Source organism: Streptomyces sp. NPDC060000 (genome assembly GCF_042737375.1).
Taxonomy (GTDB): domain Bacteria; phylum Actinomycetota; class Actinomycetes; order Streptomycetales; family Streptomycetaceae; genus Streptomyces.
The window spans coordinates 23691-49517 of the sequence record NZ_JBHWUU010000056.1 but is presented as its reverse complement, the minus strand read 5'-3'; the positions used below and the strand labels follow the sequence as shown (position 1 = coordinate 49517).

22 protein-coding genes, 4 tRNA genes, 1 other RNA gene and 1 pseudogene are annotated in these 25827 nt (G+C 70.9%); 12 read left to right on the top strand and 16 right to left on the bottom strand.

The features are described from left to right. Positions 1 to 10 precede the first annotated feature (10 nt). From purF to purS, 6 genes are all read right to left on the bottom strand, one after another. Positions 11 to 1537: an amidophosphoribosyltransferase gene (gene purF / locus ACFWBB_RS27235; RefSeq protein WP_385277548.1), complete on the bottom strand. Its 1527-nt coding sequence runs from the start codon at positions 1535 to 1537 to the stop codon at positions 11 to 13. Positions 1538 to 1814: 277 nt separating this feature from the next. Further along, on the bottom strand, positions 1815 to 2252 hold the full coding sequence (locus ACFWBB_RS27230; RefSeq protein WP_385277546.1) for an META domain-containing protein: 438 nt from the start codon (positions 2250 to 2252) through the stop codon (positions 1815 to 1817). 95 nt (positions 2253 to 2347) lie between these two features. After that, on the bottom strand, positions 2348 to 3145 hold the full coding sequence (locus ACFWBB_RS27225; RefSeq protein ID WP_385277544.1) for a sterol carrier family protein: 798 nt from the start codon (positions 3143 to 3145) through the stop codon (positions 2348 to 2350). Between the two features lie 291 nt (positions 3146 to 3436). Continuing rightward, a complete protein-coding gene (purL, locus tag ACFWBB_RS27220; protein WP_385277542.1) occupies positions 3437 to 5695 on the bottom strand; it encodes a phosphoribosylformylglycinamidine synthase subunit PurL in 2259 nt (752 codons plus the stop codon). Then, positions 5692 to 6396 (bottom strand): phosphoribosylformylglycinamidine synthase subunit PurQ, encoded by a 705-nt coding sequence (gene purQ / locus ACFWBB_RS27215; protein ID WP_385277540.1) that lies wholly within the window; start codon positions 6394 to 6396, stop codon positions 5692 to 5694. Before purQ ends, purL begins: the two co-directional genes overlap by 4 nt. Next, positions 6393 to 6665 carry a phosphoribosylformylglycinamidine synthase subunit PurS gene (gene purS, locus ACFWBB_RS27210; RefSeq protein WP_020131278.1) on the bottom strand — a complete coding sequence of 91 codons (273 nt, stop codon included), beginning with the start codon at positions 6663 to 6665 and terminating at the stop codon, positions 6393 to 6395. The genes purQ and purS overlap by 4 nt, the downstream gene beginning before the upstream one ends. Positions 6666 to 7028: 363 nt before the next feature. On the opposite strand from purS, the gene ACFWBB_RS27205 reads away from it, so the two are divergent. The 8 genes from ACFWBB_RS27205 (at position 7029) to ACFWBB_RS27170 (ending at position 11673) form a co-directional block, all read left to right on the top strand. Further along, the gene (locus ACFWBB_RS27205) at positions 7029 to 7346 is read left to right on the top strand and encodes an Lsr2 family protein (RefSeq protein ID WP_385277538.1); all 318 of its coding nucleotides are present in this window, start codon (positions 7029 to 7031) and stop codon (positions 7344 to 7346) included. Positions 7347 to 7498: 152 nt separating this feature from the next. Beyond that, positions 7499 to 7570 (top strand) — tRNA-Gly (locus ACFWBB_RS27200). An 80-nt stretch (positions 7571 to 7650) separates the two neighbouring features. Then, a tRNA-Gly gene (locus ACFWBB_RS27195) sits at positions 7651 to 7723 on the top strand. Positions 7724 to 7895: 172 nt separating this feature from the next. Continuing rightward, positions 7896 to 8849 (top strand): ABC transporter ATP-binding protein, encoded by a 954-nt coding sequence (locus ACFWBB_RS27190; protein ID WP_385277536.1) that lies wholly within the window; start codon positions 7896 to 7898, stop codon positions 8847 to 8849. After that, positions 8846 to 9661 (top strand): ABC transporter permease, encoded by an 816-nt coding sequence (locus ACFWBB_RS27185; protein ID WP_385277534.1) that lies wholly within the window; start codon positions 8846 to 8848, stop codon positions 9659 to 9661. Before ACFWBB_RS27190 ends, ACFWBB_RS27185 begins: the two co-directional genes overlap by 4 nt. Before the next feature lie 54 nt (positions 9662 to 9715). Further along, positions 9716 to 10969: a sensor histidine kinase gene (locus tag ACFWBB_RS27180; RefSeq protein WP_385277532.1), complete on the top strand. Its 1254-nt coding sequence runs from the start codon at positions 9716 to 9718 to the stop codon at positions 10967 to 10969. Beyond that, positions 10966 to 11574, top strand: a complete 609-nt coding sequence (locus ACFWBB_RS27175; RefSeq protein WP_385277530.1) for a response regulator — start codon at positions 10966 to 10968, stop codon at positions 11572 to 11574. The genes ACFWBB_RS27180 and ACFWBB_RS27175 overlap by 4 nt, the downstream gene beginning before the upstream one ends. Positions 11575 to 11597: 23 nt before the next feature. Then, a tRNA-Gly gene (locus ACFWBB_RS27170) sits at positions 11598 to 11673 on the top strand. A 37-nt stretch (positions 11674 to 11710) separates the two neighbouring features. Here the strand turns inward: ACFWBB_RS27170 and ACFWBB_RS27165 are convergent. From ACFWBB_RS27165 to ffs, 6 genes are all read right to left on the bottom strand, one after another. Next, positions 11711 to 12610, bottom strand: a complete 900-nt coding sequence (locus ACFWBB_RS27165) for a phosphoribosylaminoimidazolesuccinocarboxamide synthase (protein ID WP_385277528.1) — start codon at positions 12608 to 12610, stop codon at positions 11711 to 11713. Positions 12611 to 12834: 224 nt separating this feature from the next. After that, entirely contained in the window at positions 12835 to 14361 is a 1527-nt protein-coding gene (locus tag ACFWBB_RS27160; RefSeq protein ID WP_385277526.1) for a N,N-dimethylformamidase beta subunit family domain-containing protein, read from the bottom strand. Between the two features lie 491 nt (positions 14362 to 14852). Then, the gene (locus ACFWBB_RS27155) at positions 14853 to 17219 is read right to left on the bottom strand and encodes a hypothetical protein (protein WP_385277573.1); all 2367 of its coding nucleotides are present in this window, start codon (positions 17217 to 17219) and stop codon (positions 14853 to 14855) included. 332 nt (positions 17220 to 17551) lie between these two features. Next, positions 17552 to 18814, bottom strand: a complete 1263-nt coding sequence (purD, locus tag ACFWBB_RS27150) for a phosphoribosylamine--glycine ligase (RefSeq protein ID WP_385277524.1) — start codon at positions 18812 to 18814, stop codon at positions 17552 to 17554. A gap of 204 nt (positions 18815 to 19018) precedes the next feature. Next, complete coding sequence (locus tag ACFWBB_RS27145; RefSeq protein WP_385277522.1) at positions 19019 to 21421, bottom strand: DNA polymerase III subunit gamma and tau; 2403 nt, start codon at positions 21419 to 21421, stop codon at positions 19019 to 19021. A gap of 66 nt (positions 21422 to 21487) precedes the next feature. Next, an RNA gene (gene ffs, locus ACFWBB_RS27140) (signal recognition particle sRNA small type) lies at positions 21488 to 21586 on the bottom strand. A 71-nt stretch (positions 21587 to 21657) separates the two neighbouring features. Between ffs and ACFWBB_RS27135 the strand changes: the two genes are divergently transcribed. Then, positions 21658 to 21745: transfer RNA gene (locus ACFWBB_RS27135), tRNA-Ser, on the top strand. Between the two features lie 67 nt (positions 21746 to 21812). Here the strand turns inward: ACFWBB_RS27135 and ACFWBB_RS27130 are convergent. The 3 genes and pseudogenes from ACFWBB_RS27130 to ACFWBB_RS27120 form a co-directional block, all read right to left on the bottom strand. Continuing rightward, positions 21813 to 22109, bottom strand: a pseudogene (locus ACFWBB_RS27130) (site-specific integrase); the annotation flags it as partial. 83 nt (positions 22110 to 22192) lie between these two features. Further along, positions 22193 to 22474 carry a type II toxin-antitoxin system RelE/ParE family toxin gene (locus tag ACFWBB_RS27125; RefSeq protein WP_385277520.1) on the bottom strand — a complete coding sequence of 94 codons (282 nt, stop codon included), beginning with the start codon at positions 22472 to 22474 and terminating at the stop codon, positions 22193 to 22195. A 4-nt stretch (positions 22475 to 22478) separates the two neighbouring features. Continuing rightward, positions 22479 to 22937 carry a type II toxin-antitoxin system Phd/YefM family antitoxin gene (locus tag ACFWBB_RS27120; protein WP_385277518.1) on the bottom strand — a complete coding sequence of 153 codons (459 nt, stop codon included), beginning with the start codon at positions 22935 to 22937 and terminating at the stop codon, positions 22479 to 22481. Between the two features lie 357 nt (positions 22938 to 23294). Here ACFWBB_RS27120 and ACFWBB_RS27115 point away from each other — a divergent pair, with 357 nt between their 5' ends. Continuing rightward, positions 23295 to 23801, top strand: a complete 507-nt coding sequence (locus ACFWBB_RS27115; RefSeq protein WP_385277516.1) for an RICIN domain-containing protein — start codon at positions 23295 to 23297, stop codon at positions 23799 to 23801. A 270-nt stretch (positions 23802 to 24071) separates the two neighbouring features. Here ACFWBB_RS27115 and ACFWBB_RS27110 read toward each other — a convergent pair whose 3' ends face one another. After that, positions 24072 to 24281 carry a hypothetical protein gene (locus ACFWBB_RS27110; protein ID WP_385277514.1) on the bottom strand — a complete coding sequence of 70 codons (210 nt, stop codon included), beginning with the start codon at positions 24279 to 24281 and terminating at the stop codon, positions 24072 to 24074. 9 nt (positions 24282 to 24290) lie between these two features. Here ACFWBB_RS27110 and ACFWBB_RS27105 point away from each other — a divergent pair, with 9 nt between their 5' ends. Then, positions 24291 to 25301, top strand: coding sequence for an oxygenase MpaB family protein (locus tag ACFWBB_RS27105; RefSeq protein ID WP_385277512.1), 1011 nt, complete (start codon positions 24291 to 24293; stop codon positions 25299 to 25301). Positions 25302 to 25488: 187 nt separating this feature from the next. Continuing rightward, positions 25489 to 25710, top strand: a complete 222-nt coding sequence (locus ACFWBB_RS27100; protein ID WP_385277510.1) for a hypothetical protein — start codon at positions 25489 to 25491, stop codon at positions 25708 to 25710. Positions 25711 to 25827: the final 117 nt, after the last annotated feature.

Below are 25827 nucleotides of genomic sequence, written 5' to 3'. Positions count from 1 at the left end.
CGTGCGGGGCTTACGGGCGACGGATCGCGTCGGCCGCGGCCGTGGCTGCCGGACCGGCCGCCAGCTCCGTCTCCAGGAGCTGCTTGCCGAGCAGTTCGGGGTCCGGGAGCTCCATCGGGTACTCGCCGTCGAAGCAGGCGCGGCAGAGGTTCGGCTTGGCGATCGTGGTCGCCTCGATCATGCCGTCGAGGGAGATGTACGAGAGGGAGTCGGCGCCCAGGGAGGTGCCGATCTCGTCGATGGTCATGCCGTTGGCGATGAGCTCCGCGCGCGTGGCGAAGTCGATGCCGAAGAAGCAGGGCCACTTCACGGGCGGCGAGGAGATCCGGATGTGGACCTCGGCCGCGCCCGCCTCGCGGAGCATACGGACCAGGGCCCGCTGGGTGTTGCCGCGCACGATCGAGTCGTCGACGACGACCAGGCGCTTGCCCTTGATGACTTCCTTCAGCGGGTTCAGCTTCAGGCGGATACCGAGCTGGCGGATGGTCTGCGAGGGCTGGATGAACGTCCGGCCGACGTACGCGTTCTTCACCAGGCCCGCGCCGAAGGGGATGCCGGAGGCCTCCGCGTAACCGATGGCGGCCGGGGTCCCGGACTCCGGGGTCGCTATCACCAGGTCGGCGTCGACCGGCGCTTCCTTGGCGAGTTTGCGACCCATCTCCACACGGGAGAGATACACGTTCCGGCCGGCGATGTCGGTGTCCGGGCGGGCCAGGTACACGTACTCGAAGACACAGCCCTTGGGCTTCGCTTCCGCGAACCGGGAGGTTCGCAGTCCGTTCTCGTCGATGGCGATGAACTCGCCGGGCTCGATCTCACGGACGTAGGCGGCGCCGCAGATGTCGAGGGCGGCCGACTCGGAGGCGACCACCCAGCCGCGCTCCAGGCGGCCGAGGACCAGCGGGCGGATGCCCTGCGGGTCGCGGCCGGCGTAGAGGGTGTGCTCGTCCATGAAGACGAGCGAGAAGGCGCCCTTGACCTGCGGGAGGACCTGGTGGGCCGCCTCCTCGATGGTCAGCGGCTTGCCGTCCTCGTCGACCTGGGCCGCGAGGAGCGCGGTGAGCAGGTCGGTGTCGTTGGTCGCCGCGACGCGCGGAGTGCGGCCTTCCTGCTTGGGCAGGTCGGCGACCATCTCGGCGAGCTGGGCGGTGTTGACGAGGTTGCCGTTGTGGCCGAGCGCGATCGAGCCGTGCGCGGTGGCACGGAACGTCGGCTGGGCGTTCTCCCACACGGAGGCGCCGGTGGTCGAGTAGCGGGCGTGTCCGACCGCGATATGACCCTGGAGCGAACCGAGCGAGGTCTCGTCGAAGACCTGGGAAACGAGGCCCATGTCCTTGAAGACGAGGATCTGGGAGCCGTTGCTGACCGCGATTCCCGCGGATTCCTGACCTCGATGCTGGAGGGCGTAGAGCCCGAAGTAAGTGAGCTTGGCGACCTCTTCACCGGGAGCCCAGACCCCGAAGACGCCGCAAGCGTCCTGGGGGCCCTTCTCGCCGGGGAGCAGATCATGACTGAGTCGACCGTCACCACGTGGCACGCTTCCGAGTGTAGGCGAGATCGACCACTGGTCCGAATTGGGGATACCCGCCGGTAACTCGATCAGCGGTCGTCCGCCTCGCCGAGATCGACTCATTTTCGCAGGTCAGTCGGCAGATTCGGTGATCCAACCGACGGCTGGGCACGCTGCGGTGGCGGCCGCGCGGGGACCCGTTCCACGGGCACGAGTGAGGTGTCGCACACCATTGGGGTCGGTGGGCGCGGTTCACCGGGTCGGAAGAGCCGGCCGCTGCCGCTTCCCGGCCCTCGGCCGGATGTCACTGCCCGCTCAGCCGGACCTGGTCGCCGTCGGCCGTGGCCAGGGTCAGCGTGGTGCCCTTCACCTCGGTGTGGAGGGTGCCGTCGGTGAGGGTGCCGGCCAGCGCACGCTCGAAGTCCATGGGCCGGCCCGGGCAGGCCATCCTGGTCGACCTGGCGTCGCTGAACCGGATGCTGTCGCCCTCGACGGCGGCCCTGGCGGTGAAGTTGTTGCAGCCGTAACTGCCCGCCGCCCTGCCGTCCTCGATCTCGACGTGCGCACCGGAGGGGGCGCGGTGCGTGGTGCCGTCCACGGTGACGCTGTCGACGTTCCAGCGGACACCGGTGACGGGCTGCTCGGCGCTCACCGCCCCGCTGCCGGGCTGCTCACCGTCCGCCTTCCCACTCCCGCAGGCCGCGGCGAGCGGGACGAGCAGGACGGCCGCGGTCAGCGCCATGCGCTGCGTGTACGTGTGCGTAGGGCTGTGCCTCTGCCTGTACATGCCGGTTCGACGGGGCGGGTGGGGCGGCCGGTTCCACCCGGGGGCCGAATTCAGGACATCAGGGGCAGGAGCGCGGTGAGGTCGGCCCGCTCGCCGCTCGCGGCGACCTTCGCCCGCTCGACGGCGTCCGGCCAGGTCACCCGGCCGGTCGCCAGCCGGATCCAGGTGAGCGGGTCGGTCTCGACGACGTTGGGCGGGGTGCCCCGGGTGTGCCGGGGGCCCTCGACGCACTGCACGACGGCGTACGGCGGGATCCGCACCTCCGTCGCGCCGCCGGGCGCCTTGGCGGCGAGGGCGTCGGCGAGGAGCCGGGTGGCGGCGGCGAGCGCCTGCCGGTCGTACGGGATGTCCAGGCCGGGGACGGCGGCGTTCAGGTCGTCGGTGTGGACGACGAGTTCGACGGTCCGGGTGACCAGGTAGTCGGCGAGCGTCATGACGCCGGTGCGAGCGGCGAGAAGGCGGTCGCCCGGAGCGGCGGTGAGGGCCTCGGTGACGCGCTCCTCGGTGCGGGCGAAGAGGGCGTTCAGGTCGGGGTTCGCGGCGGCGAGGTCCCGGGTGCCGTCGCGGATGTCGGCGGCCCGGGCGGCGGTGGCGAAAGGCCATTCCAGGAGGGTGAGTTCCGCCTTCGGTGGCTCTTCCCGGCCCAGGTTGCGGCTGACGGTCGCCACCGCCATGGTCACGTGCGCGGCCAGGTCCCGCACGGTCCAGCCCGCCAGCCGCGTGGGCAGCGCGAGCTGCTCGGGGGTGAGGGTCCCCACGGCCCGCCGTACGTTGCCGAACTGCGCGGTGACAGCGGCGCGGATCTTGGCGGGGTCGTACACGCGTGTGCGTTTCCTGGCCGGAGGCATGGCGGTGAGCCTAGTGGTCGCCGGAAACCGGGGGCGGTCACGCCCTGCGCGCGTGATCCCCCGGGCAGTCGTGCATCGCGCGCGTGGTCGCGTGGTACTGGTGCCGACGCTTCCCTTGTCCACTCCACGTCCCGTCCGGCGCCGGGCGCACCGGAACCGGTGCGGGAGCCGACGCGGGAGCCGGAAACCGCGTGACGGTCACGCCGAAGGCCCCGCCCGTTGGAACGGGACGAGGCCTTCACCGTCGTACTTGTGCCGCGCGGACGCGGGTGCCGCGGGCGCCGCGGGTGCTTACGCGAGCAGCGCCGGGATGGTCCCCTCGTGGGCCTCGCGCAGCTCCTCCAGGGACAGTTCGAACTCGCCCTGGAGCTCGACCGTGTCGCCGTCGACGACACCGATGCGGGTGACGGGCAGGCCGCGCGCCCCGCACATGTCGTTGAAGCGGAGCTCCTCGGAGCGCGGGACGGCCACCACGGCACGGCCGGCCGACTCGGAGAAGAGGAAGGTGAAGGCGTCGAGCCCGTCCGGTACGACCAGCCGCGCGCCCCTGCGGCCGAGCAGCGCCGACTCGACGACCGCCTGGATCAGACCACCGTCCGACAGGTCGTGCGCGGCGTCGATCATGCCGTCGCGGGAAGCGGAGATCAGGATCTCGGCGAGCAGCCGCTCCCGCTCCAGATCGACCTTCGGAGGCAGACCGCCGAGGTGGTCGTGGACGACCTGGGACCAGGCCGAGCCGCCGAACTCCTCACGGGTGTCGCCGAGCAGGTAGAGCAGCTGGCCCTCCTCCTGGAAGGCGACGGGCGTGCGGCGAGCGACGTCGTCGATGACACCCAGCACGGCCACCACCGGGGTCGGGTGGATGGCCACCTCGCCCGTCTGGTTGTAGAGGGAGACGTTGCCGCCGGTCACCGGCGTGCCCAGCTGCTGGCAGGCGTCGGCCAGGCCGCGGATGGCCTCCGCGAACTGCCACATCACCGCCGGGTCCTCGGGCGAGCCGAAGTTCAGGCAGTCGGAGACGGCGAGCGGCTTGGCGCCGGTCGTCGCCACGTTCCGGTACGCCTCGGAGAGGGCCAGCTGCGCGCCCGCGTACGGGTCGAGCTTGGCGTACCGGCCGTTGCCGTCGGTCGCGATGGCGACGCCGAGGCCGGTCTCCTCGTCGATCCGGATCATCCCGGAGTCCTCGGGCTGCGCGAGGACCGTGTTGCCCTGCACGAAATGGTCGTACTGGGACGTGATCCACTTCTTCGAGGCCTGGTTGGGGGACGAGACCAGCTTCAGGACCTGGTCCTTGAGCTCCTGGCCCGTCTGCGGCCGGGGCAGCTTGTTCGCGTCGTCCGCCTGAAGGGCGTCCTGCCACTCCGGGCGGGCGTAGGGGCGCTCGTAGACCGGGCCGTCGTGGGCGACGGTGCGCGGGTCGACGTCGACGATCTTGCCGCCGTGCCAGAAGATCTCGAGGCGGTCGCCGTCGGTCACCTCACCGATGACGGTCGCGATGACGTCCCACTTGTCGCAGATCTCCAGGAAGCGGGCGACCTTCTCCGGCTCGACGACCGCGCACATGCGTTCCTGCGACTCGCTCATGAGGATTTCCTCGGGCGAGAGCGTCGAGTCACGCAGCGGTACGTCGTCCAGGGTGACGCGCATGCCGCCGGAGCCGTTGGAGGCGAGCTCGGACGTGGCGCAGGACAGGCCGGCCGCGCCGAGGTCCTGGATGCCGACGACCAGCTTCTCCCGGAAGGCCTCCAGGGTGCACTCGATGAGGAGCTTCTCCTGGAAGGGGTCGCCGACCTGCACGGCCGGGCGCTTCGACGGCTTCGCGTCGTCGAAGGTCTCGGAGGCGAGGATCGACGCGCCGCCGATGCCGTCGCCGCCGGTGCGGGCCCCGTAGAGGATGACCTTGTTGCCGGTGCCCGAGGCCTTCGCGAGGTGGATGTCCTCGTGCCGCATCACGCCGATGGCACCGGCGTTGACCAGCGGGTTGCCCTGGTAGCAGGCGTCGAAGACGACCTCGCCGCCGATGTTCGGCAGGCCCAGGCAGTTGCCGTAGCCGCCGATGCCGGCGACCACGCCCGGGAGGACGCGCTTGGTGTCGGGGTGGTCGGCGGCGCCGAAGCGCAGCGGGTCCACCACCGCGATCGGACGCGCGCCCATCGCGATGATGTCGCGGACGATGCCGCCCACGCCCGTGGCCGCGCCCTGGTAGGGCTCGACGTACGAGGGGTGGTTGTGCGACTCGACCTTGAAGGTCACGGCGTAGCCCTGGCCGACGTCGACGACGCCCGCGTTCTCGCCGATGCCCACGAGCAGCGCATCGGACTGGGGGGCCTTCTCGCCGAACTGGCGGAGGTGCACCTTGGAGGACTTGTACGAGCAGTGCTCGGACCACATGACGGAGTACATGGCGAGCTCGGCGCCGGTGGGACGGCGGCCGAGGATCTCCACGACGCGCTCGTACTCGTCCTTCTTCAGGCCGAGTTCGGCCCAGGGCAGCTCGACGTCGGGGGTCTCGGCCGCGTGCTCGACCGTGTCCAGAGGCGTCCGGCTCATGCGTTGACCAGCTTCTTGAGGATCGAGGTGAAGAACGGGAGGCCGTCGGTGCGGCCGGACCCGATGAGCGGCTCGACGGCGTGCTCCGGGTGCGGCATGAGGCCCACGACGTTGCCGGCCTCGTTGGAGATGCCGGCGATGTCGCGCAGCGAGCCGTTCGGGTTGCCGTAGCCGTCGGCGTCGTCGCCCTGCACGAGGTACCGGAAGGCGACGCGGCCCTCGGCCTCGAGCTTGTCGAGGGTGTACTCGTCGGCGACGTACCGGCCGTCCATGTTCTTCAGCGGGATCTGGATCTCCTGGCCCGCTTCGTAGTCGGCGGTCCAGGCGGTCTCCGCGTTCTCCACCCGCAGTTTCTGGTCGCGGCAGATGAAGTGGAGGTGGTCGTTGCCGAGCATCCCGCCGGGAAGCAGGTGGGCCTCCGTGAGGATCTGGAAGCCGTTGCAGATACCGAGGACCGGAAGGCCGGCCTTCGCCTGCTCGATGAGGGTCTCCATCACGGGCGAGAAGCGCGCGATGGCGCCGGCCCGCAGATAGTCGCCGTAGGAGAAACCGCCACACAGCACCACGGCGTCGACCTGATGAAGGTCTTTGTCCTTGTGCCAGAGAGCGACGGGTTCGGCGCCCGCCAAGCGGATCGCACGCTGGGTGTCCCGGTCGTCCAGACTGCCCGGGAAAGTGACGACGCCAATACGAGCGGTCACTTCGCGGCCCCCGCGACCGCTTCTTCGGACTCGACCTTGACGGTGAAGTCCTCGATCACGGTGTTGGCGAGGAAGGATTCCGCAAGATCGTGGATGCGGGCGAGGGCGGCCTCGTCGACCGGCCCGTCAACTTCCAGCTCGAATCGCTTTCCCTGACGGACGTCGGAGATGCCTTCGAAACCCAGCCGCGGCAGTGCGCGCTGCACCGCCTGGCCCTGGGGGTCGAGGATCTCCGGCTTGAGCATGACGTCGACTACGACGCGTGCCACTGGCACTCCCGGTGGTGTGGTGCTGAGCAGGTGCCTGCGGGTGTCTCCAACAGGTGTCTTCAGACTACCCGCACAAAATTTCTACGCGGGTAGAGTTGTAGGAAACTACGTGAGCGCCATCACGATCGGGTATCGGACCAGTGCCTTCGTGGAAATTTCAGGGAAAGATCCAGGGTGCGTCGGCGTTCCCTATTGCCCTGGGACACGCGGACAGATTTAGTCGGGCTTCACATTGCAATGCCGGGCACTGTACAAATGAATTGCCAATAGCCGATACTTTGCCCCATAACAGGCGGACAGTCGACATCTCCGTGACGTCTTGGCACGTCATCGCAGAGCTGTCGCACGAAGGGACCGATATTCGTGGCGCAGAAGGTCGTGGTCACTCTCTCTGACGACATCGACGGCTCGGAAGCGGCGGAAACGATCGCTTTCGGGCTCGACGGCAAGTCGTACGAGATCGACCTGAATGAAGCCAATGCCAAGAAACTGCGTAAGGCTCTCGCGCCCTACGTGGACGCCGGCCGCAAGCGCTCGAGGTCCGGCAAGGCGTACAAGCAGACGGAGGTCGCACCCGACCCCGCGGCCGTGCGCGCCTGGGCCCAGGCCAACAAGATGGAGGTACCGGCCCGCGGCCGCATTCCCAAGAAGGTCTACGAGGCGTTCACCGACGCCCAGTGAGCCGCGCTCGCTGATCGGCTCCCGTGAGCCGCGGTCCGACGGCCGGTCACCCGCCCCTCGAACGAACCGACTTGCGCTGCACCCCTCCTGGTCAGCTAGAGTCTGGAGCACGCCGAGGGGCAAGGCCGAAAAGCCCAGCTCACGGAGTACATGCGGGTGTAGTTCAGTAGTAGAACATCCCCCTTCCAGGGGGAAGGCGCAGTGTGCGATCCCTGTCACCCGCTCTGCATCACCGATCTGACCACTGTTGTGGATCAGGTAGGCTGGTGCCCGCGCCGATCGGTGAGAGCCGGTCGGAGGCAATGCGGACGTAGCTCAGTTGGTAGAGCGCAACCTTGCCAAGGTTGAGGTCGCGAGTTCGAGCCTCGTCGTCCGCTCAGGAATGAGACCCCGGTCCACTGGACCGGGGTCTTTTCGTATGCCTCCCTCGCGTGGGCGTCATCACGGGCGTGATCCTGGATGTGCCGCGAGCGATCGTCTGACATTTGTCATGCGGAGTGATGACACCTCGCACTGCTGCCGGTCCCCTCCCGCGGACAGGCTTGAGGCATGGACACGAATGAACACGTGATCGAGGTCACCGACCTCCGGCGTGTGTACGGGGGCGGGTTCGAAGCGGTCCGCGGAATCTCCTTCCACGTCGACCGCGGTGAGATCTTCGCGCTGCTCGGCACCAACGGCGCCGGAAAGACATCGACGGTCGAGTTGCTGGAGGGGCTCGCCCGCCCGGACGGCGGGCGAGCAAGAGTCCTGGGCCACGATCCGCACACCGAGCGCGCCGCCGTCCGGCCGCGCACCGGCGTGATGCTCCAGGAGGGTGGATTCCCCTCCGAGCTGACCGTCGCCGAGACCGCGCGCATGTGGGCAGGCTGTGTGAGCGGCGCCCGCCCGGTCGCGGAGGCGCTGGCGCTGGTCGGGCTCGCCCGGCGGGCCGACGTCCGGGTGAAGCAGCTGTCCGGAGGCGAGCGGCGGCGCCTCGACCTGGCACTCGCGGTCCTCGGCGCACCCGAGGTGCTGTTCCTGGACGAGCCGACGACCGGCCTTGACGCCGAGGGCCGCCGGGACACCTGGGACCTGGTCCGCGCCCTGCGCGACGCCGGTACGACGGTGCTGCTGACCACGCACTACCTGGAGGAGGCCGAGAACCTCGCCGACCGGCTGGCCATCCTGCACGAGGGCCGCATCGCGGCTGCCGGAACACCAGCCGAGGTGACCGGGGCCCAGCCGTCCCGGATCACTTTCGAACTGCCCGAGGGGTACTTCGTGGGCGATCTGCCTCCGCTCGGCGAGCTGGGTGTGTGCGGTCACGAGATCGACGGACGGGTCATACGACTGCGCACCCGGGAGTTGCAGCGGGCGGCGACCGGGCTGCTGGTGTGGGCCGAGCGGGCGGGGGTCGCACTGCGGAGGCTCGATGTGCGCTCGGCCTCGTTGGAGGAGGCGTTCCTGGGGATCGCCCGGGAGGCCTCGAAGAGCGACGAGACCGAGGAGGTCGCGGCATGAGCGGGGCGAAGGTGAAGGGCTCGGCCACCCGTACGGCCGTCCATCCGGTCACGACTCCCGCGAGCCGGATGGCCGCCCTCGCACGGGCCGAGCTGACGCTGCTCGGGCGCAGCAGGAGCACTCTCCTCACGGCCGTGTTCATGCCGCTGGTGCTGCCGGTCAGCCTGGCGCCGGTGATCGAGGACATGGAGGCGAAGGACGCCGGGCTCAGCGTCGGCCTGGTGCTGCTGCCCGCCGCGATCGGCTTCTCACTGCTGTTCGGGGTGTACTCGGCGCTGTCGGCCATCTACACGGCCCGGCGCGAGGAACTCGTACTGAAGCGGCTGCGCACCGGTGAGCTGCGGGACCCGGAGATCCTCGCCGGGTCGGCGCTGCCCGTCCTCACCATGGGGCTGGTGCAGTCCATGGTGCTGGTGGCCGGCGCCACGGTCCTGCTCGACCTACCGGCTCCCGAAGCGCCCCATCTCGCCGTGCTGGGGCTGCTGTTGGGACTGACGATGTGCGCGGCGTTCGCGGCCGTCACGGCGACGGTGACCCGGACCGTGGAGAGCGCGCAGGTCACCACGGCGCCCATGGTGCTCGTGTCGATGGTCGGTTCCGGCGTGGCCGTGCCCCTGGAACTGCTGCCCGACCGGCTCGCGTCCGTCTGCGAGCTGCTGCCGCTGTCCCCGGTGATCCTCCTGATACGCGGCGGCTGGACCGGAAACCTGTCGGCGTACGAGGCACTGGGCTCCCTGGCGACCGCACTGGCCTGGACCCTCCTGGCGGTGTTTGCTGTACGGCGGTGGTTCCGTTGGGATCCCCGGCGCTGACCCCGCGGGGCCGCAGCCGGGATCGTGGCGGGCCGAACGGTAGGGGAGGCAAGGATGTTGGGCCGCATTCGGGGGTGGCAGCGGCGTCACTGGCGGGACCGCAGCAAGGCAGAACGGGTCGAGTTGCAGACCCTGGGCACCTGGTACTTCACCACCTGGTTCTTCTCCTTCGCCTGGCTCGCGCTGCCTTTGGTGGGCGGGCTCGAGCAGCGTCCCGCGCCACTGCTCGTCGGCGGGTTGCTGCTGCTGTCGGGCGCCCTCCAGTGCGCCGAGGCGAACCGGCTCACGCGGCCCGTCCTCGACCACTACCTGCGCCGCGCCGAGCTCCCGCCCCGCGCCCTGTACCCCGCAGCCGCGCTGCTGACCCTGGGTCTGGCACTGGCCCTGGTGCTCACCGTGCTGGGTGGTGCCGACCCGGTGACCGTCAGGCTCTGCATAGGAGCCGCGCTGCTGCCCTTCGGGATGCTGTACGGGCTCGTGGTGCCCATCCGGCTGTTCCTTCGGCACTCCACGCTGCTCGCCGTGCTGCTCATGGCCGCCTTCGGCTGGGCCGAACCGAACGCGGCGGGGATCTTCATGGTGGGGCTCCTGACCGCCTTCGCGACGTGCTTCTCGCTGTTCGCCTGCCGCTGCAGCGCCTGGAACCTGGCGGTGCTGTGGGAGGCGGACCGGGCCGGGGAGGTCGAGGCCCGGCTCGCCGTCGCCGAGGAGCGGCTGCGGTTCGGGCGGGACCTGCACGACGTGATGGGGCGGAATCTGGCGGTGATCGCACTGAAGAGCGAGCTGGCCGTGCAGTTGGCCAGGCGCGGGCGACCGGAGGCCGTGGAGCAGATGATCGAGGTCCAGCGGATGGCGCAGGATTCACAGAGGGAGGTACGCGCTGTCGTGCGGGGATATCGGGAGGCCGACCTCGGGGTCGAACTGGCCGGGGCTCAGGGGGTGTTGCGGGCGGCCGGGATCGCGTGCGAGGTGAGCGGGGAGGCCGGCGGGCTGCCCGCCGAGGTGCAGTCGGCGCTCGGCTGGGTGGTGCGGGAGACCACCACCAATGTGCTGCGGCACGGAGACGCCGGGCGGTGCTCGGTGGCGTTGCGAATGCCGGAGGGCCGCGTGGTGCTGACGGTGGAAAATGACGGCGCCGGGTCCTCCGCCTCCGGGAGCGGCGACGGGTCGGGGCTCACCGGGCTGCGGGAGCGGCTGCGGGGGGTGGACGGGACACTGGAGGCCGGGTTCGTCGGGGCGGACGTCTTCCGGGTCGTCGCCGAGGTGCCGCTGAGCGGAAAGGCCGCCATGAGAGAGGTCACTTCATGACCGTGCGGGTACTGCTCGCCGACGACGAACACCTCATCCGGGGTGCGCTGGCCGCGCTGCTCTCCCTGGAGGACGACCTGGTGATCGTCGCCGAAGCGGCCACCGGACCGGAGGCGCTGGCGATGACGATGGCGCACCGGCCCGACGTCGCCGTCCTGGATCTGCAGATGCCGGGCGCCGACGGTGTGAGCGTCGCCACATCCCTGCGTGCCGAACTGCCCGACTGCCGGGTACTGATCGTCACGAGCCACGGGCGGCCCGGGCATCTCAAGCGGGCGCTCGCGGCGGGTGTGCGCGGGTTCGTCCCCAAGACGGTGAGCGCGCAGCGGCTCGCGGAGATCATCCGTACCGTGCATGGCGGTAACCGTTATGTCGACCCGGAGTTGGCCGCCGACGCGATCGCCGCCGGTGACTCGCCGCTGACCTCCCGTGAGGCGGAGGTACTCGAACTCGCCGCCGACGGGGCGCCCGTCGCGGAGATCGCCGAGCGGGCCGCGCTGTCCCAGGGGACCGTAAGGAACTATTTGTCCTCGGCCGTCTCGAAACTCGGGGCGGAGAACCGGCACGCGGCGGTACGGCTCGCCCGGGAGCGGGGTTGGGTATAGTTGGCCTCGCGCCACGGCGCATTGCGGACGTAGCTCAGTTGGTAGAGCGCAACCTTGCCAAGGTTGAGGTCGCGAGTTCGAGCCTCGTCGTCCGCTCCATCGCAAAGGCCCCGGTCATCGACCGGGGCCTTTCGCGTCAGGTCCAGCTGGTGCCCGTGAGGCGCTCGAAGGCCTCGATGTACTTCGAGCGGGTCGCGTCCACGATGTGCTGGGGCAGGGGCGGCGGGGGCTGCTCGCTCGCGCGGTCCCAGCCGGACTCGGCCGAGGTCAGCCAGTCGCGCACGAACTGCTTGTCGTACGAGGGCTGCGCGCGGCCGGGCTGCCACTGGTCGGCCGGCCAGAAGCGGGAGGAGTCCGGCGTGAGGACCTCGTCGGCGATGACCAGGTTCTCTCCCTCGAAGCCGAACTCGAACTTGGTGTCGGCGAGGATGATGCCCCGGTCCCGGGCGATGTCGCGGGCACGGCCGTAGACGGCGAGGGTCGCCTGGCGGAGCTGGGCGGCGGTGTCGGCACCGACCTGACGGGCGACCTCCTCGTAGGAGACGTTCTCGTCGTGCTCGCCGACGGCGGCCTTGGTGGCGGGGGTGAAGATCGGGGCGGGGAGTTCGCTGCCGTCGACCAGACCCTCGGGAAGGGCGAGGCCGCAGACCGTGCGGGACTCCTTGTACTCGACGAGGCCCGAGCCGGTGAGATACCCGCGCGCCACGCACTCGACGGGGACCATCCGGAGCGACTTGCAGACCAGGGTGCGGCCCGCCCAGTCTGCGGGGGCGCCGGCCGGCAGCTCCGTGCTCAGGACGTGGTTCGGGACCAGGTCGCGGAGCTGGTCGAACCACCACAGGGAGAGCTGGGTGAGGACGCGGCCCTTGTCGGGGATCTCGGTCGGCAGCACCCAGTCGAAGGCGGACGTGCGGTCGCTGGCGACCATCACGAGGTCGCCCGCCTCGTTCTGGTACAGCTCGCGCACCTTGCCGGTGTGCAGATGCACCAGGCCCGGCACCTGAAGGGGCTCGGGCTTTTCTACGAATCCGGACACGGTTCCTCCCCGTGGTTCTGTCCTGTGGGCTGATTGTCCCGTACATCGGGATCGCTCGAGGACAGCGGGTGGGACGAGCGGGCGTACAGAGTCGGTTGCGGCGGGCGTACAGAGTCGGTTGCGGGCGTACAGAGGTCGGTCGCGGAGCGCGCAGGGGCCGGTCGAGGGTCGTGGAGAGGGAAGTCGAGGGGCGGGCACAAGGCGGTCGAGAGGGCGTGGCGAGGTCAGTCGCGTTTGCAGATGCGGTCCAGGAGGTTGGCCGTGGCGCGTTGGACACGGGGGTCCACATGGCCGGGGCGGTCCAGGGCCGGGGACCAGGCGAAGGTGCCGGAGGCGAAGACCAGGGCGCCGGAGGTGGCCCGGTAGAGCGAGGTCTCCTGGTGCCGGAGGACGCCCTCACTGTCGGCGTACGGGGAGTGGGCGAGGAGTATGCGGTCCTCGTGGGGCGGGAGGGGGGTGCGCGGGAAATAGCGGTCGGCCTCGCCCGCGACCAGGTCCTCGATGCCGTCACCGTCGAGCGCCCCGGTCGCCTCCCACAGCCAGTGGTCGGCGTTGCGGACGATCAGCGGGTGCGGCTCGGGCACCCGGCCCGCGTACTGGATGCCGACCAGCTGCTGCTCGGCGCGGTCGATCTCACGCCAGAGGACGGGCCTGCCGGGCCCCTTGCGCTTGCGGCAGGTGAGCAGGCGGCCGGGCACACCGGACGGGGACGGGCCCAACTCCACCTGCCAGTAGAGGGAGTTCGCGGAGAGGAAGACGAGCGAGGTGCCGCTGTCGCGGGCGAGTTCCACGGTGCGGCGCATGGTGGTCGACCAGTACTCGTCGTGGCCGGGGAAGACCAGGCCGCGGTAACGGGTGGGGTCTATGTGACCGGCGTGCAGATCGCGGGCGTCGGCGTAGGCGAGGTCGTAGCCGTAGCGCTCGGCCCAGCGGATGAAGTCGTAGGCATGACCGACATGGAGGGGGAGGCCGGCCCCGGCGTACGGACGGTCGAAGGAGACCGTGGTCGCGGCGTCGGCCTCGCCGAGCAGGCGGCCGCTCTCGTCCCAGGCGTGGTAGAGGCTGGCGCCGCTGCGGCCGTCCTCGGGGTAGAGGTTGTAGGCCTGCCAGGTGACGTCGGGGAGTATCAGGAGCAGATCGGCGGGGTGGTGGTCGCGGACCGTGAAGGGGACGTGGGAGCGGTAGCCGTCGACGGTGGTGAGGACGGCGACGTACGCGCCGACGTTCCAGTACGACGGGACCTGCAGGCGCCAGGAGAGCCACCAGTGGTGGCAGGAGACCGTGCGGTCGGCGGTCAGCGGCGGGGGCTGGACGATGCCCGAGAGCCGCGGGCTGGTGGTGATCTTGGCGGCGCCGTCACCGTCGTAGTGGCCGATGCGGTAGATGTCGACGCTGAATTCCTGGGGCGGGTCGACCGTGATGTGGAAGTCGACGGCGTCGCCGGGGGCGACCGCGCCGGTGGAGACGAAGCCTTTGATCTGACGGTGCACGTCGTCGGCCGAGCGGGGGCCTCCGGCCGAGGACGCGGTGCGGGGGCCGGGGACGTGGGGGGTGCCGCGCCGGGCGGGAGCAGGCACCTGGTCCACATACCAGGGGACGACCTGGCCGGTGTCGTCGAAGTAGGTCTCGCTGCCGCGCAGCCAGGGGACGGGGCCCTGCCCGAAAGGGTCCGTCACGGCGTGGGCCAGTGCTCCCGACTCCCATCGGCGGATGTGTTCCGGTCCTGGTGCCGGTACTGGTCCGGGTCCCATGGTGCTCCCCTCCCGTGTGCCCCCGTGATGGTTCGTGCGTACGTGATCGCCGTGCGCGTCTGGCCTATGTCGCAAGCCCTTGCCATGGGCTCGATCGGTCCCAGCACATCACATACCGCGCGCAGGCAGTCACTATTCGTTGCGAATTGGCCGAAAGTGGAATCAGGGGCTCCGATAGAACTCGTCCGACGGGCTGTTGAGGGCGGTCGGGGTCGACTGGAGGTCGGGGACGGGGGGACGGGGGGGGTGGTTGGAGGGGGCGGGCAGAGGACGGCATGCAGGGGCCGGGAGGGCCGGTCCGTCCGGCGGGGCCGACGGCGGGCCGTCCGGCGTGGCTCGGCGCGAGGGCGGTCCAGGCGGTCCCTCTGGTTCGTCCGGTCCGGGCGGTCTCGTGGGGCGGGCAGTCGGTCCGGGCGGTCTCGGTGGGGCGGGCAGTCGGTCCGGGCGGTCTCGGTGGGCGGCGCGCGGGCAGCGGTGGTGCATCGCCGTGCTCAGCCGAGCCGCACCGGCTTCTCCGGGCGTATACCGAGCTCCACCAGCCAGGTGCGCAGGGGGACCGCGTCGCCGTCCTCGACGAGGCTGAGCACCCGGGGGGTCAGGTCGGGCACGCGCTCACCGTCGACGAGCAGGGTCGGGCCGTCGAGCCAGTCGAGACCCGGGATCGCGCCGACGGTGTCCATCGCGGCGCAGCAGACCATCGCCGTGACGTGGTCGGCCAGGAGCTCGCGGTCGGTGCGCGGCGGCTGGAGCGGGAAGAGGGGGAGCGCGTCCTCGTCCCAGAGGGCCATGTCGGGGCCCTGCCCGGGCGCCGGGGGACCGGCCGGAGCGGGGGGCGCGGCCGCCGCGGCCGCGGCCTCCTCCCGCCCCAGCTCGGCGCCGAGCCCGGCGGCGAGGGCGGCACTGCGGGGGTTCGGAGGCACGGGGTCCTCGCCATCGGGGGGGAAAGCGGTCTCATGGGCGGGGACGGAAGCCGGGGTGATGGGCCCGGGGTCCGAAGCGAGGTCGGAGCCCGGACCCGGGTCGGGGGCCGGGTGCGGATCAGGGCTCGGGTCGGGGCTCGGACCCCGGTCGGAGGCCGCGGCGGGGCCGGGGCTCGGGTGGCTCGTCCCCCGCCCGAGGCCTGGGCTCAGGTCGGAAGTCGTAGCCGGGTCACTGCTCGGGGCCGGTTCGAAACTGCTGGCCACGTCAGGCGCCGGGGCGATACCGGCAGCGGAGGGAGTGGTGGTGGGGTGCGCGGCTGGGCCCGAGGCAGCCGGGGGGTCGGCGGGGGACGGGGATGGCGCCGATCGGATTTCGGGGTCGGCGAAGGGTATGCCCAGCTTCTCCGTCGGTGCGGGGGTGGGTGCCGGGTGGGCCGGGTTCGTCCGATGAGGGTCGTCCCCGTCGGGCCTGTCAGCCAGGCGCGAGTCGTGCCCGTCGCCTGGCCCGTCCGTCAGGCGGGGATCGTCCGCGTCGGGCCTGGCCGTCCGATGAGGGTCGCCGCCGTCGCCTGACCTGCCCGTCAGGCGTGGATCGCCCCCGTCGGGCCCGTCCGTCAGGCGGGAGTCGTCCACGTCGGGCCTGGCCGTCAGGTGGTCCAGGATGCGGGCCAGTGTGGGGCCGCCGGCGCCGCAGGGGTGGGACGAGGTGGTGAGGCCGGGGGCGCGGCGGACGCCGAGCGCGTCGAGGACTCGGTGGAGCCGGGCCGCGTCGGTGCGCCACTTGCGGTCGACGACCTCGTCCGGGTAGTCCTCCCAGGCCACCGGTGCCCAGTCCGGACCCGGGTCCGGAGGGCCGCCGTGGAAGAGGCGGGCGGCGAGCAGCGAGGCGGCCTCGTCGATCGTGCCCGGCTCTTCGAGCAGGTCGCAGGCGGGGCGCTCACCGAGGCGGGAGGCGAACCCCTCGGCCAGACGGTCCCGCCGGGACAGCTCGGTGAGGGCGGCCACGACGCCCGCGTCCAGCCGGGAGGGCCAGCGGCCCATCCGCCAGGCGGGCAGCGCCACACGCGTCAGCAACCGGTCCCAGCCCGCGTACGCAAGGCCCACCTGCTCCTGGGCGACGATGCGCAGGCCGTAGTCCACGGTCTGCGCACGCTCGGCGGCCGCGGCGGCCACGCCGCGCTCCATCTCGCCGGCGTGGGTCTGACAGCCGCGCAGCATCGCGCGCGCGACCCAGCCGATGCCCGAACAGGCCGGTCGCAGCGCGGGATACCGGTCGCCGCGGTAACCGCAGACGGCCACCGCGGCGTCCAGCCCGCGCACGAAGCGCCGGGCCGCCGCTATGTCGGGGTGCGCCGAAGGTCCCGTACCGGCGACGACCGGTGCCAGGACGGCGCGCAGCTCGCCGACGCGCATCCACCACAGGAACGGGGAGCCGATGACAAGGACGGGTGCCGCCGTCGTACGGCGGTGGAGGGGGCCGTGGGAGCCGCCCGGGCCGGCTATCTCGTCACCGCCGCGGGACGGGGACGGGCCGTGGGCCGGGTGGGTGCGGTCCTCCAGCCAGCTGTCGCAGTCCGGCGTGAGCGCTATCGCGGAGGGCGCGGGAACGTCGAGACGGTCGGCCAGGTCACGAACCAGCCGGTACAGGTCGGGGGCCGCCTCCTCGGCGACGGCGACCGTCGGGCTGACGGCGGGGCGCGCGCGGGCGACGACCAGGCCGATGACACCGGCGGCGAGCAGTACGACGAGCGCGACGGCGGACACGATCCAGCGGGCGGTGTCCCACCCCGGGCCCACGAAGTGCCCGGCGGAACCGCCCGCCAGCAGGATCACCGCGGCGGCCGCGGGCAGCAGCGCGACGGCGAGCGCCCGGCTGCGGATGCGCAGCACCGCCAGCGCCCGGGCGCGCGCGGCCTGCGCGCCCATCTCCACTCCCATACCGGTCACGACCGGACCTCACCCCCTCCCTGCAGTCCTGTTTCCCCCGGCTGTCTTCGCAGTGCTCACTCCCCCACTGTGGCACCGACCACTGACATCGCAATGCCGGTGGGCCAAGTGCCGGAACGAGTACCGGGACGCTTGCGCCGCACCCTAGTTGGCGCTCCGGCCCACGTCAGCCGGATAGCTCAGCGCTCACACGATGGAATGGCTTTGGGGAAAGGTGAATGACGGTGGGCAACGATCAGGCCCCGGGTTCCATGGGTCCTCCGTGCGGAGTTCCATGGCCACCGGGGCCTGAGAGGTTTCTGAGGCTTCTGCTGAGCCGCTGTCTACGCGCCCGCCGCCGCCTTCGCCGCGATGTCCGTACGGTGCTGGGAACCGTCGAGACCGATGCGCGTGACCGCCTTGTAGGCGCGCTCGCGGGCCTCGGTGAGGTCGGCGCCGGTCGCCGTGACGGACAGCACGCGCCCGCCGGCGCTGACGACCGTGTCGCCGTCGTCACCGTCGTACTTCGTGCCGGCATGCAGCACGTACGCGTGTGGGGCGTCCTCGGCGGCCACCTCGGCGAGGCCGGTGATCGGGTCGCCGGTGCGCGGGGCGCCGGGGTAGTTGTGCGAGGCGATGACGACGGTGACGGCCGCGTCGTCGCTCCAGCGCAGGGGCGGCAGGTCGGCGAGCTCACCGGTGGCGGCCGCCTTGAGGACACCGGCCAGCGGGGTCTTCAGCCGGGCCAGGACGACCTGCGTCTCGGGGTCGCCGAAGCGGGCGTTGAACTCGATCACCCGGACACCGCGGCTGGTGATCGCGAGGCCGGCGTAGAGCAGACCGGAGAAGGGGGTGCCGCGGCGGCGCATCTCGTCGACGGTCGGCTGGAGAACGGTCTCCAGGACCTCCTCCACCAGCTTCGGATCGGCCCAGGGCAGCGGCGAGTAGGCGCCCATGCCACCCGTGTTGGGGCCCTCGTCGCCGTCGAGCGCGCGCTTGAAGTCCTGGGCGGGCTGGAGCGGGACGACGCTGACGCCGTCGGTGATCGCGAAGAGGGAGACCTCCGGGCCGTCGAGGAACTCCTCGATGACGACACGCTCACAGCCGGCCGCGTGCACCGCGGCGGCCTCCACGTCGTCGGTGACGACGACGCCCTTGCCCGCGGCCAGACCGTCGTCCTTGACGACGTACGGGGCGCCGAAGGCGTCGAGGGCCTCGGCAGCCTCCTCGGGGGTGGTGCAGACGTAGGAGCGGGCGGTCGGTACGCCGGCCGCGGCCATCACGTCCTTGGCGAACGCCTTGGAGCCCTCGAGCTGCGCGGCCTCCTTGGAGGGGCCGAACACCGGGATGTCCACCCCGCGCACGGCGTCGGCGACCCCGGCGACCAGCGGCGCCTCCGGGCCTACGACGACCAGCTCGGCGCCGAGCTCCACGGCCAGCGCGGAGACGGCGTCGCCGTCCAGGGCGTCGACCTGGTGCAGCTCGGCGACCTCGGCGATGCCGGCGTTGCCGGGGGCGCAGTGCAGCGCGGTGACGGCGGGATCGAGGGACAGTGAGCGGCACAGCGCGTGTTCGCGGGCGCCGCTGCCGATGACGAGGACGTTCACGGGTGTCAGCCTAACGGGCCGGGGGCGGGGTGTTTGTGCGGGCTTCCGAAAGCCTCGGGGCGGGGACATCGTGCGTTTCTACAAGCGTTCCCGCAATCGTGCCCCACGGGCGTGCCTGCCTCTGCTCGCCCAAGCACCCGAGCGCCCGAGCCCTCAAGCGCCCGCCGAGCGCCGAGCGCCGACAGGTCCGCTCACGGCGCGTGCCTACTCGTTGGTGAACTCCTCGACCACCGTCGCTCCGAGTTCGCGCACGATGAGTTCGTAGCCGGAGAGAGCCGACTCGTTGAGGTCGGGGTCGTCGTCCTCGGGAATGTCGTCCTCGGGGGCCACCGGTTCCGGAGCGGCCGGACGGGAAGGTGCCGGGGCGGGGGCCGGGTAGGCGGAGGCCGACGCCGACGGGGATGCCTGCTGGTCAGGGGAGCCGGGGGCAGCCGGCGCTTGGGGCGCAGCCGTGCCGGAAGGGCCCGTCGTACCGCCACCGCCGTAGCCGCCGGGGCTGTTGTGGCCCGCGGGTCCGCCGTGGCCGCCAGGCGCACCGCCGCCGCCGAAACCGCCACCACCACCGAAGCCGCCGGTCGGCGGGGGCGCCGAACCGCCGGACGGGTCGACGACCGCGTCGATCTTCCACTGGACGCTGAACTGCTCGGCCAGCGCCTGCCGCAGCACCTCCTCGCTGCCGCTGCTCGCGAAGTTGTCGCGGGCGCCGGCATTGACGAAACCGAGCTGGAGCGTGGTGCCGTCGAAGCCCGCCACGTGTGCGTTCTGGCTGAGCAGGATCCAGGTGAAGCGACGGCGGTTCTTGACGGCCTCCAGGATGTTCGGCCAGAGCATGCGGGGGTCGAGCCCGCCGGAGGGGGGCGCGTACGTACCGGCGGCGGGCGAGGGCGCCTGGGTGGCTGCCGGGGCCGGAGCCGAGGGGGCGGAGGGGGAGGCGGGGGGCGCCGGGGGCCGTCCGCCGCCGCCCGCGGGCGTGGCCGTGGGCCAGCCGCCGGGGCGGCGTCCGCTGCCCGCCGCGGTTGCGGTGGGCCAGGCGCCGGGAGCGGACTGGGCAGGAGCCTGGGGGCTCGCGGCCGGAGCCTCCTCCACCGGCGGGACGGAAGCGGAGGCCACGGCCGGAGCGGGCGTCGGCGCGGGTGCCGGGGCGACCGGAGGCTGGGCGGGCGAGGGCTGCGCGGGCGAAGGCTCCGCGGGCGCCGGCGCGGCAGGCACAGTCGCCTGGCCGGGCCCCTGACCACCCGGACCGGGATGCTGCCCCGGGGCCGGACCCGAACCCGGCCCCGGACCCCGCACCGCTGCGCGGGCTGCGGCAACCCCGCCACCGGGCGCGATCGGCGCCCCCCCGGGCATGGTGGCCCCGCCGTGCGCCTCGGGCCCGGGCACGTAACCCATCGTCGGCATCGCGGGCGCCCCCTGCGCCGTCCCCTGCACAGCGCCGCCCGGCGAGAAGTTCACACCGCGCTCGATGCGGTCGAGGCGGGCCATCACGGACCGTTCGTCTCCGTAGGCGGCGGGCAGCATCACGCGCGCGCAGATCAGCTCGAGCTGGAGACGGGGCGAGGTGGCGCCGCGCATCTCGGTGAGGCCCTCGTTGACGAGGTCGGCGGCGCGGCTCAGTTCCGCGGCGCCGAAGACACCGGCCTGGGCCTGCATACGCTCGATCACGTCGGCGGGGGCGTCGATGAGCCCCTTCTCGGCCGCGTCCGGGACGGCGGCGAGGATGACGAGGTCCCGCAGCCGCTCCAGCAGGTCGGCGACGAAACGGCGAGGGTCGTTGCCGCCCTCGATGATCCGGTCGACGACCTCGAAGGCGGCGGCGCCGTCACCGGTGGCGAAGGCTTCGACGACGGAGTCGAGCAGCGAGCTGTCCGTGTACCCGAGCAGGGAAGTGGCCATGGCGTACGTCACACCGGCGTCGCTCGCGCCGGCCAGCAGCTGGTCCATGACGGACATGGAGTCACGCACGGAACCCGCGCCGGAACGCACGACGAGCGGCAGCACACCCTCCTCGACGGGGATGGCCTCCTGTCCGCACACCTCACCGAGGTAGTCCCGCAGCGTCCCCGGCGGCACGAGCCGGAACGGATAGTGGTGGGTCCGCGACCGGATGGTCCCGATGACCTTCTCGGGCTCGGTCGTCGCGAAGATGAACTTCAGATGCTCCGGCGGCTCCTCGACGACCTTGAGGAGCGCGTTGAAACCGGCCGGCGTGACCATGTGGGCCTCGTCGATGATGTAGATCTTGTAACGGCTGCGGGCGGGCCCGAAGAAGGCCTTCTCCCGCAGGTCACGGGCGTCGTCCACACCGCCGTGCGAAGCGGCGTCGATCTCGATGACGTCGATGGACCCCGGCCCGTTCCTCGCCAGGTCCTTGCAGGACTCGCACTCACCGCACGGGGTCGGCGTGGGCCCCTGTTCGCAGTTCAGGCACCTGGCCAGGATCCGCGCGCTGGTGGTCTTCCCGCACCCTCGCGGCCCGCTGAACAGGTACGCGTGATTGACCCGGTTGTTCCGCAACGCCTGCTGCAGCGGGCCGGTGACATGCTCCTGCCCGATGACCTCGGCGAACGACTCCGGGCGATAGCGGCGGTACAGCGCGAGAGACGACACGTATACGAGGTTATAGGCGCCCACTGACATCAGGTCCCGCGCACGGGCCCTCCGCCCGGCCCCGCGAACGCAAGCGCCCCCCACGCACCCGCCAGAGCCGACCTACCCTTGCTGCCTTCCGGCCCTGGGGGAGTTCAGTCAGATAGCGCCGCGTGAGGGGCTGCGCACAGGCTACAGGATCTGAGCGGGGGGAACGAGTTCGCGAGCACTCCTCAACGTCTTGTATTGTTTGCCGCGGAGGATTCGCCTAGTGGCCTAGGGCGCACGCTTGGAAAGCGTGTTGGGGGCAACCCCTCACGAGTTCGAATCTCGTATCCTCCGCCAGTGCCTCACCGGGCACGATGTCGAAGGGCCCCACCGTTCGCGGCGGGGCCCTTCGTCGTTGGCCGTCTCAGTTTCTGTCCCAGTTCGTCTCTGAGCCCGTTTTCGGGAGCTCCCGAAGAGCGTCGCCGACTTGCTGCGCGACCTTGCGGCGCATGGTCCCCGTCACATGCATGTACCGGCCGCGCATCCGAGCGGCTCCCCCGGGCTCCCAGCCCATGATCGAGTCGATCACGACGTCCGGGACGCCGAGGATCAGCGGGACGGTCGCGGCAGTGTGGCGAGCGTCACGAAGACGGCCGTTCCGGACACCGGCATCCCGAAGCAGCCGCTTCCAGGTGTGGAAGTCGGTGTTCGGGCTCGGGCCTTCAGAACATCTCGACAAACAGGCAGGCGTACGCCCCCGCGATCCCCGGCGGGCAGTCGGCACCAACCCGCACTGCGGAGGGCCTATGGAACTTGGCGGTAGATATCGCGGCGGTTGCCGGCGGCCGGGACCCACACGATCAGTTGACCGTCCTCAACGGTGTAGACAACGCGGTAGTCGCCGACCCTGAGCCGCCAGCGGGCGCTGTGCCCCTGGAGGGCGTTGACGTCGAAGGAGGCGGTGCCGCCGACGTCCAGCGCCTTCCGGAGTTCAGCGAGGCGGTAGAGGATGCGCAGGGCGTCCGGGCGCGGGATCTTGAGCATGTCCCGCTGGGCGTGCGGCGTGAAGCGCGTGACGTGCCCCATCGGGTCAGCCCTGATCGGCACGCAACAAGGCGGCCATCTCTTCGAGCGAGACCGAGCCCTCCGCACCCTCGGACTCGGCTTCGTCGGCCAGCTGGTTGAGCCACGCCTCTTCGGCCTTCTCCGCGATCTCACGCAGGCGCTGGTACTCCTGGATGTCGATCACTACGGCTTCCTGCTTGCCCCGCCGAGTGATGATCGTCGGGGTGTCCTCCCGGCGGGCGCGATCGATGACGTCAGCGAGGTGACTGCGGACATCCGCCATGGATTCGATCACCGGTTCACTCATGTCATGAAGTAGCAGATGTACATGACGGCTGGGGTGGTACCGGAGCGGCAGACGCACCGGTCCGACCCCGGCCATCTCAAGGCCGACGCCGTCCGCCGGTGCTTCGAGCCGGGCGCTGGACTCCGCCGCCTTCGACCCTCCGAGCAGCACACCCAGCCGCTCCCTCGCGTTGGCCATCACTCCGTTTTCCCTGTTCCCGCGGCCGTGTCGCCTCGGCCCGACTCCACGGAGCAGCGGGACCGCGGAGCGCCGTCTCACCCGTACGGGAACGCCTCCCCCTGCACGGACGGGCGGCCAGGAAACACCCGGTTCGGGCTCAGCACTCCGTCGATCGGCGAGGTGAAGACGTAGGCGTCCGTACGCGTTCCTGGACCGAGCACCAACAGGCTTGAGCGGATTTGCGATAAGTGATTTCAATAATGACCACTACTGTTCTTTTGTGATAATTATTCTGAATGCCGCCGAATCGGCACCAAATCATGCAATATTAGGTGTCCGGCCGCAAAAGTATGCGGTATTGCAGGGGGGCTGACCATGGTCAAAAAAATCATGACGGCATGTGCTCTGACGGCTGGGCTTCTGGCGGCTGGGGGCATCCAACCCGCTCAGGCTGCCAGCCATCCCGTCTTCGTCTGGAAGAGCCAGAAAAGCGGTCGCTGTGTCGACGCCGACCTCAACACCATCCGCGTGAACGGAACCAAGGTGCAGCTCTGGGACTGCAACCTGAGCACCCAGCAGAATTGGGTTCTCTATGGTGACGGGACCATCAGGAGTTCAAAGAGCGGAAAGTGTCTCGACGCCGATCTCAACACCATCGGTGCGAACGGCACCAAGGTGCAACTCTGGGACTGCAATGGGTCATTGCAGCAGAAGTGGACCATCACAGGCGGCTCCACCGGCGCTTCCCACCAGGTCCTCAGCCGATACAGCAATCGCTGCGTCGACGCCGATCTGAACACCATCGGCGGGAACGGCACCAAGGTCCAACTCTGGGACTGCAACGGATCAGCGCAGCAGCGCTGGTCGACCTTGTACTGGTAGCAGGTCACCCCGCCCCGGCATCCTTGGCCGTGGTCATCGCCTGGGTGGTTTCCGCCATCGTGGTCACTGGTGCCACGGCCTCCGGGAAGTCGCAGGAACGGCCGGCGCACGCGAGTGTGACCGGGTCAGCCGAATTCCGGTTGCCTTATGTGAATGACGCCGATATCCGTTCGTTCGCGTTCGACGCGCACGCTGCCCCGTACAGCGAACCGGTCCCCGCGCGTCCACCGGCTTACCGACCGACGCGTACGGCACGGTCGCCGTCTCCCGCTACTCCGCGGAGCGGAACATCACGTACACCGCCCAAGGCGAGGTGGACTGCCTGGTGACCGCGCCGGGCAGCGCGACCGTCACCGCGGCGCTCACCGCGGTCATCACCTCGGTGAGCGCCGGAGGGCCGGACTGGGTGGGCAGGCCGGACCCCGTCGTCCCACTCCGGTGTCGCCGCGCGGCCTTTCGGAATCCGGCGTCGACGGGCATGGTCTGACCATGGAGGAGATCCGTGAAGAGCCGGGAGGGGAACGGGAGTTGGTGGCAGGGGCGGCGCCCGAGCCGCTCGGGCCGGACTCGTTGACCTGGAAGTACCTCGGTGACTGGCGTGGCCTTCTCACCGCGCTGTGGGCCGGGTCGATGCAGAACATGCATCCCGGGCTGGGCGCGGGCGTGGAACAGCACTCGCGCTTCTTCGAGGAACGCTGGCAGCGCCTGCTCCGCTCGCTCTATCCCATTTTCGGGGTCGTCTACGACGGTCCGCGCGCCCGCCGGACCGCGCTCGAGGTCCGCGGCTACCACGCCCGGATCAGGGGCGTCGACGCCCGGGGGCGTCCCTTCCACGCACTGGATCCCGACACCTACTACTGGGCGCACTCCACGTTCTTCGTCAGCACGATCCTGATCGCGGAGCGCTTCGCCGGTGGCATCGGGGAGGCGGAGAAGCGCCGACTGTTCGACGAGCACGTGCAGTGGTACCGGCTGTACGGCATGAGCATGCGGCCGGTGCCGGAGAGCTGGGAGGACTTCCAGCTCTACTGGCGGCACATGTGCACGGAGGTGCTGGAGGACAACAAGGCCACCCGCGACGTGCTCGACATCGCCGGGATCGCGAAGCCGCCCGTCCTGCCGTGGCTGCCGGACGCGATGTGGCGCCCGGTCGGCGCGCTGATCGGGCGGACCTTCGTCTGGTTCACCGTCGGGCTGTACGACCAGGAGGTCCGCGACCTGCTCGGCTTCACCTGGTCGCCGCGCGACGCCCGGCGGCATCGCCGGGTCTGCCGGCTGATCAGCGCCCTGTTCGTACTGGTCCCGCACGACCGGCGCTACCACCCCCGGGCCCGGGCGGGCTGGCGCCGCTCCCGCGGTGAGCTCGCGGCCGACGCCGAGCCGGTGGGCACACCACGGCGGAACCTTCCGCCGCCGTCCGCACGCGGAAAGCCGGAGCACTACGCGCCGGACGTCCAGGGCGACGGGCGCACCTCCCGGAAAAGTCGGTTCCGGACCTGACACCGGGCCTGACACCAGACATAACAATTGATGCGCGGGCTCAGTCGGCCCGTCGGTCGAACGCCCAGGTCAGCGGCGTACGGCGGCCCGGCTCAGCCGCCGGAGCGGTGCTCACTCCCCGAGTCTGTGACGAACAGCGGAGCAGACGACCGCTACGAGCGGTACATCCAGGCCCATACTGGAGGCAATGACAAAGCCATCTGCACAGAAGCGGTACCTGCCTACCAGTCCCTTCAAGGCCCCGGCCGCACCGTCTCCCAAGCACTTCGAGGTGGGCGACCAGGTCACGCACGACATGTACGGCCTCGGCCGGGTGATCGGCATCGAGGACGGAATCGCCGCGCTCGTGGATTTCGGTTCGGCGCAAATGCGGATCCTGAGCCCCTACTCCAAGATGAGCAAGCTGTAGGACCGCCGTTGTGCCCGGTCACGGCACGCCAGGACCTTCCACGGCCCTGTAACGAATGGGAGACCTCTCATCGACCCGACCTCGCTGTTCTCCGCTCCGGAAGGGGCGACCCGCCAT